This window comes from Protofrankia sp. CiP1_Cm_nod1, assembly GCF_920888515.1.
Lineage (GTDB): Bacteria > Actinomycetota > Actinomycetes > Frankiales > Frankiaceae > Protofrankia.
This window is the reverse complement of the sequence record NZ_CAKKTM010000288.1, coordinates 2,427-16,316: the sequence shown is the minus strand read 5'-3', so window position 1 is coordinate 16,316 and position 13,890 is coordinate 2,427. Positions and strand designations below refer to the sequence as shown.

The 13,890-nt window shown below is 72.0% G+C and carries 7 protein-coding genes and 1 pseudogene; all 8 read left to right on the top strand.

Annotation, left to right across the window (positions count from 1 at the left end; all coding sequences use genetic code 11):
* A partial coding sequence (locus NBX02_RS13155) for a LuxR family transcriptional regulator (RefSeq protein ID WP_250291549.1) occupies positions 1-2,819 on the top strand: 2,819 nt, incomplete at its 5' end.
* Positions 2,820-3,467: 648 nt separating this feature from the next.
* Positions 3,468-6,098, top strand: coding sequence for an EAL domain-containing protein (locus NBX02_RS13150; RefSeq protein ID WP_250291547.1), 2,631 nt, complete (start codon positions 3,468-3,470; stop codon positions 6,096-6,098).
* A gap of 1,117 nt (positions 6,099-7,215) precedes the next feature.
* Entirely contained in the window at positions 7,216-8,946 is a 1,731-nt protein-coding gene (locus NBX02_RS13145; protein ID WP_250291544.1) for an NB-ARC domain-containing protein, read from the top strand.
* A gap of 5 nt (positions 8,947-8,951) precedes the next feature.
* Positions 8,952-9,131, top strand: a pseudogene (locus tag NBX02_RS23160) (amidinotransferase); the annotation flags it as partial.
* A gap of 402 nt (positions 9,132-9,533) precedes the next feature.
* Complete coding sequence (locus NBX02_RS13140; RefSeq protein WP_250291543.1) at positions 9,534-10,364, top strand: isocitrate lyase/PEP mutase family protein; 831 nt, start codon at positions 9,534-9,536, stop codon at positions 10,362-10,364.
* Positions 10,365-10,503: 139 nt separating this feature from the next.
* Positions 10,504-11,781: an MFS transporter gene (locus NBX02_RS13135; protein ID WP_250285154.1), complete on the top strand. Its 1,278-nt coding sequence runs from the start codon at positions 10,504-10,506 to the stop codon at positions 11,779-11,781.
* 397 nt (positions 11,782-12,178) lie between these two features.
* A complete protein-coding gene (locus NBX02_RS13130) occupies positions 12,179-13,516 on the top strand; it encodes a SidA/IucD/PvdA family monooxygenase (protein ID WP_250285153.1) in 1,338 nt (445 codons plus the stop codon).
* A partial coding sequence (locus tag NBX02_RS13125) for a cupin domain-containing protein (protein ID WP_250291540.1) occupies positions 13,516-13,890 on the top strand: 375 nt, incomplete at its 3' end. The genes NBX02_RS13130 and NBX02_RS13125, both read left to right, overlap by 1 nt.

Below are 13,890 nucleotides of genomic sequence, written 5' to 3'. Positions count from 1 at the left end.
CCGCCGGCCCCGCCGCACGCGGCCTGCTGCCCGACACGGCCTTCGCCGTGCCGCCTGGCGCACCTGACGACCCGGCCGCCGGGGATGCCGCCGCCACCCACCCGTCCCCGCACCTGCTGCAGGACCTGTGGGCGGCGTTACGGGTGCTCTCCGAGCGCGCCCCGGTGGTGCTCGCCGTCGACGACACCCATCTCGTCGACACGGCCTCCCTGCGTGGGCTGATCTACCTGGGCCGGCGGCTGGGCTCCCAGCGGGTACTGCTGGTCGTCACCGAGCTGGCGGACCCGGCCGGGGACCGGCTGCGCAACGCCTGGCAGACCGACCTGCTGCGCCACCCGCGGTGCCACCGGCTGCGGGTCGGCACGCTGTCGGTGCGCGGGGTGGCCGAAGTGCTTACACCGCGGCTGGGTACGGTCGCCGCAGGTGCGGTGGCGTCGGGCTGGTGGGAGCTCACCGGCGGCAACCCGCTCCTGCTGCGGGCGCTGCTCGAGGACCTGCCGGCCACCTCCGCCCCGGCCCCGGCCCCGGCCCCGGCGTTGGTGCCGGCCGGGCAGCCGGCCCGGCCGGCACCCGGTGAGGCGTTCGGCAAGGCGGTGCTGACCTGCCTGCGCCGCGGCGGTGAGCCGTTGCTGAGGGTGGCGCGGGGGATCGCGGTGCTGGAGGAGGCCGGTTCGGCGGGCCTGCTCCCGCGGCTGCTCGACGCCGACCCGGCCGACGCCGGCCCGGCCGCCACGCATCCGGCCGCCACGCATCCGGCCGCCACGCATCCGGCCGCCACGCATCCGGCTGGTACGCATCCGGCTGGTACGCATCCGGCTGGCACCGACCCGACCGTGGCCGGGCCGGTCCCCACCCGCATCCTCGACATTCTTGAGGCCGCCGGCGTACTGCGCGCCGGCCGTTTCCGGCACGCCGCGGCGCGCGCCGCCGTGCTGGCCGACCTGGACGGCCCGGCCCGCACGACGCTGCACCGCCGCGCCGCCAGGCTGCTGTACAGCAGCGGCGCTCCGGCGGAGGACGTCGCGGTCCACCTCGTCGCGGCGGAGCACGCCGGTGAGCCCTGGGGGCTCGACGTCCTGTGCCGGGCCGCCATGACCGCCCTCGGCCGTGACGATGTGGGGCGCGCCCTGGAGTGCCTGCGGCTGGCCGGCCTGGCCTGCCAGGACGACGACCAGCGCGCGACGGTCGCGTTGCTGCGGGCCCGCGTCGAGTGGCGGATCAACCCCGGGGCGGCGCTGCGGCACGTGGAGCCGCTGGTCCCGGCGCTGCTCACCGGAGAGCTGTCGAGCCAGCACAGCATCCACCTGATCAAGCTTCTGCTGTGGCATGGCCGCGAGGACGACGCGACCACGGGCCTGCGGGGGCTGGAGGCACGGCGTGGCCGGCTCGACCCGCAGTCGCTGGCCGGCCTCGACCTCATCCGCGAGTACCTGCCGGCGAACCATCCGCCGCTGGCGGCCAGGCTCGCCGCGTTCGACGGCGCGGACGACCGGCGCCCGCAGACGGCCGGGCCGAGCGCGGCCACCGGTGCGGCTGCCAGCGTGGCCGCGTCCGTCACCGATGGTCCCCAGCTGCCGTCCGTGACGACGCTGACCGACGTCCTGCGTGCCGGTGCCAGCCGCGACACGGTCCGCACCGCCGAGTGGGTGCTGCAGGCCACCCCCCTCGACGACATGACCCTGGGCTCGCTGGAGTGGGCGCTGCTCGTGCTGGCCTACGCCGAACGCGCCGACATCGCCGCGCCCTGGTGCGACCAGTTCCTGCGCGAGGCCGCGCTACGGCGGGCGCCGACGTGGCAGGCGATGCTCTCGGGCATCCGCGCGGAGATCGCGGTGCATCAGGACGACGCGCCGGCGGCGCAGCGCCACGCCCGGGAAGCGCTGACGCTCATCCCCGCGTGGACGTGGGGGGTCGGTGTCGGCCGGCCACTATCAGCGCTGATCATGGCTTCGACGGTCACTGGCTGCAACATCGCTGACCAGGCCTGCGATCGTCCTCATGATCAGGCCGGCGGCCGCACCGCCGACCGCACCGGCAACCACATTGCCGACCACGCCGGCGACCACGCCGGCGACCAGGTCGCCGCGCCGATCCCGGACGCGATGTTCCAGACCCGTTTCGGCCTGCAGTACCTCTACGCGCGCGGCCAGCGGCGGCTGGCGTCCGGCCGGCTGCACGCCGCGCTCGACGACCTGCTGACCTGCGGGCATCTGATGACCGCCTGGGAGATCGACCTGCCGTCGTTCGTGCCGTGGCGAGTCGAGGCGGCGCTCACCCTGGCGCGCCTGGGCCGGGCCGCCGAGGGCCGGGCGCTCGCCGAGGAGCATCTGGCCCGTCCCGGCGCTGCCCGGGCGCGCGGGATGGGGCTGCGCGCGCTGGCCGCCACCCTGGAGCCTCGGGAGCGCCCCGCGGTGCTGCTGGCAGCCGTCGACATCCTCCAGGAACGCGGTGACCGGCTGCAGCTGGCCTATGCGCTGGCGGATCTCAGCGACGCCCACCGGCGCGCCGGCGAGCTGACCAAGGCTCGGATGATCACCCGTCGGGCCGTGCTGCTCGCGCAGGAGTGCGGCGCCGAGCCGCTGCGGCTGCGGCTGACCGACCGCGGCGGGGAGGACGCCTCCGGCTACGGCGGGGCTGTCGCGACGCTGTCGGCCGCCGAGCTGCAGGTCGCGATGCTCGCCGCCTCCGGCCGGACGAACCGGGAGATCGCCAAGAAGCTCTACATCACGGTCAGCACCGTTGAGCAGCACCTCACCCGCGCCTACCGCAAGCTGCGGGTCAGCGGCCGCGCGGACCTCCCGGTGATCCTGCACGCCTGAGCCGGCCGGGCCCGGACCGGGCAGACCGGGCCGGTCCGGGCCGGTCAGGCCGGCGGCGGCGCGGGTCTGCCAGGCAGGGGCAGGGGCAACGGTTCTCGCCATCCCGGCGACAACCTGATAACAGTACGGTGGCTGTCAGATGGCCGCCCGGTGGCCGGAAGCCCGGGGCGGGGGCCAGGCGGACCATCGGTGGCGGGCCGGACGGACTGCCAGCGGCTGGAATGAGGAGTAGCCTCAGCAGCACGCCCTGATTGTCAGGCGAAGAGCCTAGCCGAGCGCATCCGCTTGCGCCACGTCGGTGTTCCTCCCGCTCTCCCCGGACGGGAGCGACGACTGGCGTCCTGGTCGGGTTCTTCGATGGACCCATCATGACCGGCTCGTGGGTTGCACAGCAGGCAGGTGCCCCCGCGGTGTCCGTAGCTTCGGCGCGAAGGACACTATGACCATTAGTAGCATGGTGACCATTAGTAGCATGTGCGTGACTTATCGTAGCTCACATGTGCCCGCACGTGCGCCTGTCAGCCCGCGCGTGCCTGTCCCGGCCCGCGACGCCGTGAGCCCGGCGGTCCCGTCCGCGCCGGTCATGCCCTGGGGGGAAGCCCGGCGCACCCGGCCTCACGACGCTCCGTCGCTGTCGGAGGCACCGCGGTGACCGCGCGGCCACCAGCCGGCCGGGGCCCCGGCCCGGGCGCCATGGTCCCCCTGGACACCACGCTCCCGACAGACAGCATGGACATGGTGGACTGTGTCAGCCCGGACGGCGTCGACCCGCATACCTCCGGCACGGATGCCACCAGCCCGCATGGTGCCGGCCCGGACGGTCACCGCCCGGACAGCGCCGCTCTGACCGGTCCCGGTCTCGGTCCGGGCGGCGTCGGGCTGGACGCCGCGGGCTCGAACAGCGTCGGCTCGAACAACGTCGGCTCGAACAGCGTCGGCGCGGACGGCCGGAGGCCCGCCGCCCGGGGCGTGATGGGACGGCTGGTAGCGGCCACGGACTGGGCCGGCACCGCGCTCGGCCCGGCCGGGGAATGGAGCCCCACCCTGCGGATGGCGGTGAGCCTCTGCCTGGACTCAGGCTTCCCCAAGGCGCTCCTGTGGGGGCCCGAGCTCGTCATGATCTACAATGACGCCTACCTGCCGATCCTCGGCCATAAACATCCACGCTCCCTGGGCCGGCCGTTCCGGCAGGCCTGGCCGGAGACCTGGGAGATCATGGGCCCGGCGCTCGAGCGGGTGCTCGCCGGCGGCGCCGCCGTCAGCACGGACGACCAGCTCCTCCTGCTCGACCGCCGTGGATATCAGGAGGAGTGCCACTTCACCCTCTCCCTGAGCCCGGTCCGCGACGTCCTGGGCGACGGCGGCGTGGCCGGTGTCATGGCGACGGGGCGGGAGACGACCCGGCAGGTGTTCGCCACCCGGCGGCTGACCTGCCTGCGCGAGCTCGCCACCGCCACCGCGGACTCGTACGACCCGTGGGAGGTGTGCACCCGTGTCGTCGAGGTGCTCGGCCGGTATCCCGCGGACGTCTCGTACGGCATCGTCCTGCTGCGCGACCCGGACGCGCAGCGGCCGGTGCTGCGCCCGGCGGCGTCCTGCGGCCTGGCCGGTGACCAGCGGGGCGTCGACCTTCTCGGCGTGCTCGGCGCCGAGGCGCCCCTTCCCGAGCTGGGCGACGCGCTGTTCTCCGGCCAGGCACGTCTCGTCCGGGAGCTGCCCGAGCGGTTCCCGATCCGGCTGGCCAGCGGCTGCCGGCCGCCGGGCTCGGCGATCGCCGCGCCGCTCGCCGAGGGCTGTGACGGGCTGGCCATCGGCCTGCTGCTCGTCGGGGTCAACGACCGGCTCGCCCCCGACGACGACTACCGTGACTTCGTCGAGCTGCTGGCCGGCCAGATCTCGACCGCGGTGGTGGTCGCGCGGGCCGGTGAGGTGGAGCGGGCCCGCGCCGCCGACGCCCGCTACCGGGCCCTGCACGACGGGCTGACCGGGCTGCCCAACCGCACCGCCCTGCTCGACCGGCTCCACCAGGCGCTCACCGGCGCCCGGGGCGACCGGCCGCGCCGGGTCGCCATCCTGTTCGTCGACCTCGACGGCTTCAAGACGGTGAACGACTCGCTGGGCCATCACGCCGGTGACGACCTGCTCCGCGAGGTGGCGGGGCGGCTGCGCCGGGCTGTCCGCCCCGGCGACACCGTCGCCCGGTTCTCCGGCGACGAGTTCGCCATCCTGTGCGAGGGCGTCACCGCCGCGTCCTGCGTCGAGGCGGTCGCCGAACGCCTCGTCAGCACGCTGGCCATCCCCAGGACGGCCTGCGAGCGGACCATCACCGTGACCGCCAGCGTCGGCATCGCCGTCTCCGGCCCGGACCTGTCCGACCCCGAGGACATCCTGCACGCCGCGGACATCGCCATGTACGCCGCCAAGCGGCAGGGCCGCAGCTGCCACATGGTCTTCGACGAGAGAATGCGGGCCCAGGTCCGGCGCCGCGTGCGGACCGGCAACGACCTGCGCCGCGCGCTCGTCACCGACGAGCTGCGGCTGCTCTACCAGCCGGTGATGAACATGGCCGGCGAGCTCACCGGGGTGGAGGCCCTGCTGAGGTGGCAGCATCCCGAACGCGGCCTGCTCGAGCCCGACGCGTTCCTGGCCGTGGCGGAGGAGACCGGGCTGATTGTTCCGCTCGGCCGCCGCGTCCTGGAGATGGCCTGCCGGGCGGCCGGCAGATGGGCGTCGAAGCTGCCGGCCGGCATGGCGCCGCGGGTCGCCATCGACGTCTCGGCCTGCCAGCTCGCCGATCCCCGCTTCCTGTCCGAGATCATCGCGCTGCTGGAGGCCACCAACGCCGACGACCGCTACGAGCTCGGCCTGGAGATCACCGAGAGCGCCTTCGTCGACGACGTCCCTGCCGTCACCGCCGCCCTGCACGACCTGTGCGCCCGCGGGGTCAGCCTGTACGTCGACGACTTCGGCGCCGGCCACTCGTCGCTGAGCTGCCTGCACCGCGCACCCCTCGACGGCATCAAGATCGACAAACGGCGTGTCGCGCGGATGCTCGAGGACCCCGCCGAGCACGCGGTCGTCGCCGCCGTCATCGGCCTCGCGCACACCTTCGGCCTCACCGCCGTCGCCAACGGCGTGGAAACACCCGAACAGCTCGCCGCGCTCCGGACGCTGCGCTGCGACCTCGTCCAGGGCTGCTTCCTCGCCAGCCCGCAGCCCGGCCTGCCGAGCCTCCTGCACGGGCCCGGCCGGCAGCCCACCGCCACCGAACACCACTGACCCGGGAAGAACGTCGCCGCGAGTGGGGCGCTGACGTGGTTTCCGCCCCCGTTCGGCCCGCGCCCGCCGCGTCGCGGCCCTAATCGCGGCAGCGGTCGTCGGGCGGGGAGGTGGTGCTCCGGCGCTCGTGTATGTTGTCGGCGCGGTAATCCGGTTGTGATCGGATTTGGCTGAAGATGATGCTGTGAAGATGCTGCTGAAGGTGCGCCGAGAATCTTCTGAAAAAGAGAACAACCGGTAGGACGCCGGTGGCTGGCTGAATTTCCTGCCGGTCGTCCGCGTGGTCTGTGTCGGATAGCCGACTGACGGGTTGTCACGCTCCGTCGACGTACCAATAATCAGAGCGTCAACGGTAGCGATCTCGGTAATGGTGCATTCCGTTACGGGCCGGCGGCACCGTCCGTCGTCCATGCCGTTTGGCCGGGTTTCGTGCGGTGAGTCTCGTTCGGCGGGCTTCTCGGTGGAGCGGGAGCAAATGGCCGGTACCTCGCGGTGGCCCGGAGCCACGTCCGGAGGCGGCGGTCCTCTCCGCCGCGCCGCCCGCCGGGCCGGGGGAGGTTATTGGTGGTTTTTGTCCAGGTATCGTACGGAGATTTCATGATGTTCAGTGACGGGATCGGTGTCCGGTGGGCCGGCCGGCAGCCTCGTACCGGCCTGGGCCGTGTGCCCGCCCGCGGCACCCAGGACGTGGAGAAACGGCTGGCCGGATATCCGGCCGTCACCTTCCGTCCCGCTCCGGTGGATAGTTTCCCGGCGGCTCCGGGCGGGTGCCGGCCCACCGTCACCGTTAAACAGGGAATCCGGGCGGACAGCAGTCGCGCACGCCATTCCGGTAGTATGGCAGAAGGCTACGAAAAGGATTTTCTGAACTCCGGGACGGATGCTGACGAGCATGTTTCTTCGCGGGCCGGCGAGCTGTCGGATATTTTTCTCGCGTGCCGCTGGAAAATGTTCACAAGACGTATTTCCAGGTCGATGCCCTGGGCCGTTCACGTGGGCTGTCCCGGGCTGGGGCGCCCGGCCGGCCAGAGCGCCGTACCAGGATCACGGGAAGCTGTGCACCGGAGACCCGAAGGTAGCAGGTCTGAATTCACGCGACACCAGGAGAGGGGTGGATATGGGCAGGCCCGAGAGGCCGTTGGACGCGGCCAACGGCCCGATCGCCGAATTCGCTCGTGATCTGCGCGCGTTACGGAAGAGCGCGGGCGGCCCGAGCTACCGGCAACTCGCCCGTACCGCACTGTTCGCGCCGTCCGTGCTGTCCAGCGCGGCCAGTGGCCACCGGCTGCCCACCCTCGCGGTGACGCTGGCGTTCGTGTCCGCGTGCGGGGGAGACCCCGTGGCCTGGGAGCGGCGCTGGCGGCAGATCTCCGGACGGCCGGGCCAGCCACCAGGCCAGCCGGGCCAGCCACCAGGGCAGGCAGGCCAGCCGCTGGGCCAGTTGGGCCGGCAAGGCCAGGTAGGCCAGACAGGACAAGCAGGCCAGCCGGGCCAGCCGGGCCAGCCAGGCCGGATAAGCCGGATAAGCATGGTGGGCAGGACGGCCGGCTCCCAGGACGGCCGGGAGCCGGCCGTCCTGCCGGCCGACAGCCTGTTCGGCCTGGCGGGGGTGCCGTCCGTCACGCATGTGGCGACCAGTACGGTGACCAGCCTTGTCCGTCCCGCCCAGCTGCCCATGGGGCCGAGCGTGTTCGTCGGCCGCGCGCGGGAGCTGGCCGACGCGTTCCGGCTGCTCGGCCGCCCCGCCGGGCCGGTCAGGATGCCGCTGCTGGTCAGCGGGCCGATCGGGATCGGCAAGACGGCGTTCGCGCTCAGGCTGGCCCACGAGGTGTCCGCCGGCTTCCCGGACGGCCGGCTCTACGCGGATCTCGGCGACTGCGGTACGGGTGGCCGGTCCGTGGGCGGCATCGTGCGCGGTTTCCTGCACGCGCTGGGGGTGCCCGCCCACCTCGTGCCGGACGACCCGACGCAGCAGACCGGCCTGTACCGCTCGCTGCTCGCCCAGCGCAGGTTGTTCGTGCTGCTGACGAACGTCCGTGACGAGCGGTGGGCCCGGCCGCTGCTGGGGCAGACCGCGCGCAGCCAGGTCGTGATGACCAGCAGGGCACGGCTGCTCGGGCTGGACGGCACGCACCGGATCGATCTGGGCACGTTCACCCGCGAGGAGTCGATGACGCTGATCGGCCGGCTGGCCGGCGCGGAACGGGTGCGGGCGGAACACGAAGCCGCCGACGCCATCGCCGAGCTGTGTGAGGACCTGCCACTCGCCGTCAGTATCGTCGGTAGGAAGATCGCCGCCCGGCCGGAGCTGACGATCGCGTACACCGCCAGCCAGCTCGCTGACCGCGACGCCCAGCTGGACATCCTCAGCGTCGGTGACGTCAACGTGCGGGACCGGTTCGCCCTGGCCTACCAGCTGCTGTTGCCGGCCGGGCAGGCGCTCGTCCACCAGCTCGGCCGGCACAGGGCGGGCTGGACGACCGCGATCGGTGTCGCCGCCGACATGGGCATACCGATCGGGTCGGCGGACGAGCTGCTGGAGTCGATGGTGGACGCCGGCCTGCTACGGCGGGCCAGCGTCGCCGGTCGTTACAGTGTGTCAAGGCTGTTCAGCGCGTTCGCCGGGAACGTGCAACGGGACGCCGGGCCGCTGCCGGTCTCGCTGGTGGACGGCGGGGCGCGGCGGGTGGCGCTCGAACCGTTCCGCCGCGACGCCGGGCCGGCCCTGCCAGCCCTGCCAGCCACCAGACCCGGCGTTGATTGTTCGGATCCGGCGGTTCTTCCAGTCAACGTCACGCGTGGTCTGAATGGTTCACAAATCACCCGGACGGTTATTGCCGACGCATAACGCCCGACGGGCGGCACGTCATACTGCCGCAGGCCGCCACCGGGCTGATCGGCCAGCTGCGCGAACGCGGCTTCGAGTCGATCGGCGCGGACCTGTCGGAACTGCTCAAGGCCGGCGGCAGTGTCAAGTGCTGCACCCCGGAGCTGCGTGCCGAGGGGGCCGAAGGACCGCGGCGCGGCCGGTGAGCCGGCCGAATCCACTGACTGTCAGGATTTGTTTGCCCGTTGGAATACGCGGGCCGGGCGCGACCGTCGACAACACGGCCCCCGATCGGCCACGACAGCCCCGGCCGGGTATATGCTCGAAACGCTGACCGGCCATTGCCCGGTGCGCTCGGCACCGAGATCGGACCACGTTACCGAACGGTTGTACTAAACGACGGCCGTACCAAGCGGTAATTGTACCAGATGGCGGCTGTATTGAACAGCTGTATCGGACGGCTGTGCTGAGCCGCTCCATCATGTCGCTCCGCCGTGTCGACATGCCGTGTCGATTTCGCTCGCCGGCCCACCGGGACGCATTCATGTAAATGAACAGCCGGGTAAATCGATATGTCTGGCCCGGCATGACCGAGGAGTGAGTGGAGCATGGTGGAGAACATTCAGCGGACCAGGGCGGAGCTGCTGCGGTCGCTGCACGACAGCGGGGTGCTGGTGCTGCCGAACGCGTGGGACGCCGGCAGTGCCGCGCTGATCGCGCAGGCGGGCGCGAAGGCGGTCGCCACGACGAGCGCGGGGGTCGCCTGGTCGGTCGGCCGGCCCGACGGGCAGCACCTGACCCGGGCCGAAGCGGCCGAGCAGGTCCGGCGGATCGCGGCCGTCGTGGACGTCCCGGTCACGGCCGACGTGGAGGGGGGATACGGCCCCGCCCCCGAGGATGTCGCGGCGACCGTCGAAGCGGTGGTCGCCGCCGGCGCGGCCGGGGTGAACATCGAGGATTCGCAGGCCCCCGGCGGCCCGCTGTTCGATGTCGCGGCCCAGGCTGAGCGGCTTCGTGCCGCCAGGTCCGCAGCGGTGCGGGCGGGGCTGCCGGAGCTGCTGGTCAACGCGCGGACCGACGTCTTCCTGTTCGGTATCGGCGAGCCCGGAGGGCGGCTGGCGGACGTGCTCGCCCGCGCGGCGGCCTATGCCGAGGCGGGCGCCGACAGCCTCTTCGTGCCGGGCCTGCTCGACCTGGACGTCGTGGCCGCGCTGGTGACGGCGTCACCGTTGCCGGTCAACGTGATGGCCGGGCCGGGCGCCCCGAGCATCGCCGAGTTCGAGGCGGTGGGCGTGCGCCGGGTGAGCGTCGGTACCGCCATCAGCCAGGCGGCGTACTCGGTCGCCCAGCGCGCGGCCACCGAACTGCTCGTCAAGGGCACCTACACCGAGCTCGAGGGAGCCCTCGACTTCGGCGGCATCAACGGCCTGTTCGGCTGAGGGCCGGCGTGTGCGGCCGATGGCCGGCCCGTCCGGTTGACGGCTCAGTCTGTCCGGTTGATGGTCGGCATGGCCGGTGATTGATTGTCCGGTCCGGTCAACCCTGTCGGTCAACGGACGCTTCCGCTGAGATCGAGTCATGGCGCAGACGACTAAGACAAAGAACTCGGCGGAAGCGGATTCCCCGGCCGGCGTTATCGCGGTCCTGCGGGCGACGCCGCCATCAGTCAGGTACCTGCTGGGCGGCGTGCTCGTCAACCAGCTGGGCGCGTTCGTACAGACATTCCTGGTGCTGTATCTGACGGTTCGCGGATTCTCTGTCGGCCAGGCCGGCCTCGCGCTGACGGCATACAGCGTGGGCGCGGTGTTCGGCACGCTACTGGGTGGGGAGCTGACCCAGCGGGCCGGCCCGCGGGCGACCATCACCGGCTCGATGGTGACCTCGGCCGTGATCGTGGGGCTCGTCCCATGGCTGAGCGGCCTGTCGGCCTTCGGGCTCATCTTCGTCGCCGTCGGGCTGGCCGGCCTGGTCACCCAGGCCTACCGGCCCGCGGCGGCGATGCTGCTCAGCGATCTCATGCCGGAAGAACACCAGGTCATGGGCTTCTCGATGATGCGGACCGCGCTGAACATCGGTGCCGCGCTGGGCCCGCTGATCGCCGCCGGGCTGATCCTGCTCGACTGGGACCTGCTCTTCTGGCTCGACGCGCTCACCGCGCTCGTGTACGCGGCGGTCGCGCACACCTTCCTGCCCGGCACGCAGGCCCCACCGGAGGAGACGGAACCGGCCGGGGGCGGACGGTCCGGATACAGTGTGCCACTGCGTGACGGCAACTACCTGTTCTTCCTGGCCTCGGTGCTGCTCGGATCCATGATCTACATGCAGTACGTGGTCGCGCTGCCGCTGAAGATCTCCGATGACGGCCATCCGGCCGCGCTGTACAGCGCGGCGCTCGCCACCTCGTCCGTCACCCTGATCCTGTGCGAGCTGAAGATCACCTCCTACGTCAGGAACTGGCGGCCGAACCTCGTGGGCGCGCTCGGCACCGTGGTCATGGGGGCCGGCCTTGCCACGTACGGCCTCGCCACCGGCTCGGCCGCGCTGGTAATCGTCAGCACGGTGGTGTTCGTGACCGGTGTGATGATCAACGGGCCCACGATGTTCGCGCACCCGGCCAGGTTCCCGGCCGCGGTGAAGGCCCGCTACATCGGCGTGCACCAGGCGACGTTCGGGCTCGGCCTCGCGCTCGGGCCGGTCCTCGGCGTGCTCGCGTGGGAGCGGCTGGCCAACGGCGTCTGGCTGGTGTGCGGGGCCGTCGGCGTCATCGCCGCGCTGTGCGCGCTGGTGGGCATGCGGGAGAACGCGGGACGCGCCGAGCGGCAGGTGGCGGCGCGGCGGAAGGCGGCGGCCCACTGAAAGCGGCGGCCCGCTGAACGGGGCACCGCACGCCGGACGGAACGCGGCGCCGCTTCCCGACGGGAAACCACGGAGTGCTCTCTTCCCGGCACCGCGCGCCGGACGGAACACGGCACCGGAAAAGAACGCCGTGCCGAAAAAGAACGTAGCACGCCGGAAAAGAATATGGCATGCCGAGCGGATGGTACGCCGGATAACGCCGCCCACGCCGGGCGGCGTTATCTCGTGCCCGGCCGTCCCGGGTGCCGGCCGTCCCGTTTCTTTGATTGTCTCCGCCGACCAATTCTTTCGATCAATGATCCCGCCGTATTGAATCGTGATGTGCCGGTGAACCGGGGCGTACCAATGAACCGGGACCGGCCACGAAGAGCAGGATCACGGGGATCGGAGTGGGATTTTGACCGACCAAGAGGTTGACATACTGGCTGTCGGCGCCGGGCCGGCGAACCTGGCACTGGCGATCGGCATCGAGGAGTCCGGTGTACGGGAGCTGGCGGAGCACACCCTGCTGCTGGAGCAGTATCCGGACGTCAAATGGCAACGCAACCTGCTGCTGCCCTGGGCGCGCAGCCAGGTGTCGTTCCTGAAGGACCTGGTGACGCTGCACAACCCGCGGAGCAGGTTCACCTTTCTGAACTTCCTGCACGAGCAGGGCCGGCTGGACGAGTTCGTGAACCTGGGCACGTTCAACCCGTTCCGCTGGGAGCTGTCGAACTACCAGCAGTGGGTCGCGGACTCCCTGGAGCATGTCGGCGTCCGCTACGGCGCCCGGGTCGAGCGGGTCGAGCCCCGGCGGGCCGCCGACGGCACGGTCGTCGGATGGACGGTCACCCTGGGCGACGGCGGGACGGTGCGCTGCCGCGACCTCGTCATCGGCGCCGGCCGCGACCCCCACGTCCCCGAGGTCTTCCGCGGGCTGCCCGCCGACCGGCTGATCCACAGCACCGGGTACTGCACCCGCATCGCGCAGGTGCCGGCCGACCGGCCGCTGCGGGCCGTGGTGGTGGGCGGCGCGCAGAGCGCGGCGGAGATGTTCGTGGCGCTGCACCAGGACCTTCCGCTGAGCCGGCCGACCCTGCTGGTGCGCTCCGTCGGCCTGCGGAACTACCAGACGAGCAAGTTCGTCAACGAGCTGTTCTTCCCCTCCTTCGTCGACGAGTTCTTCGACAGCTCTCCCGAGACCCGCGCGGAGATTCTCGGTGAAATGCACCTGACGAACTACGCCGGGCTGGCCGAGCCCTTCCTCGACGAGCTGTACTCGATGCTCTACCGGCAGAGGATGCTGGGGGAGCGGCGATCCGCGGTACGGGCGATGACCGAGGTCATCAGCGCCCGGGCCGACGGCGACGACGTCGTGCTGGAACTGCGGGACCGCCGTAGCGGCAGGACCGAGCCGTTGCGCTGCGATCTGGTGCTGCTGGGGACCGGATACGAACCGAGAATGCCCGCGCTGGTGCGGGAGCTGGCCGGGCGGCTGGGCCTGGCCGACATCACGGTCAACCGGCGCTACCGCGTCGACCTGGACGGCTCGGCATGGGGCGCGGTGTACCTGCAGGGCGTCAACGAGCGGACCCACGGCATCTCCGACTCGCTGATCAGCGTGCTCGCCCACCGCTCCCAGGACATCCTCGCCGACCTGCTCGACCGGCGCGTTCCCTCGGTGGCGGCCCCGACGACGGTATCGGTGGCTGCCCCGGCGGTGCCGGTGGCGGCATCGGCGGCCTGGAGCGCGTGATGGAGATCCGCAGACTGGACCGGGCGAACCTGACCCGCGCCTACGGCCTCGACTCGCAGCGGCTGCTGCCCTGGCCGGCGCTGAACGCGCCGTTCGAGGGCGCCTGGTGCGTGCTGCGGCCGGGCGACGTCTCGACCGCGCACGCCCATCACGAGCACGAGATCTTCATCGCGATGACGGGCAGCGCGACGCTGGTGGTCGACGGCGAACGGTACGGGTTCGCCGCGGGCGACATCGCGCACCTGCCGCCTGGCTGCACCCATCAGATGGTCAACGAGAACGCCGCGGCCTTCGAGTACTACGGCCTCTGGTGGGACGGCGAGATGTCGGCCGGCTTCCTGCGCAGCCTCGGGGAATCCCCCCGTCCCGGGGGG

Bases quoted from the DNA above. Each gene is read 5' to 3' on its own strand.
- NBX02_RS13145 (WP_250291544.1), top strand. From the start codon at position 7,216: ATGGGCAGGCCCGAGAGGCCGTTGGACGCGGCCAACGGCCCGATCGCC.
- NBX02_RS13140 (WP_250291543.1), top strand. From the start codon at position 9,534: ATGGTGGAGAACATTCAGCGGACCAGGGCGGAGCTGCTGCGGTCGCTG.
- NBX02_RS13135 (WP_250285154.1), top strand. From the start codon at position 10,504: ATGGCGCAGACGACTAAGACAAAGAACTCGGCGGAAGCGGATTCCCCG.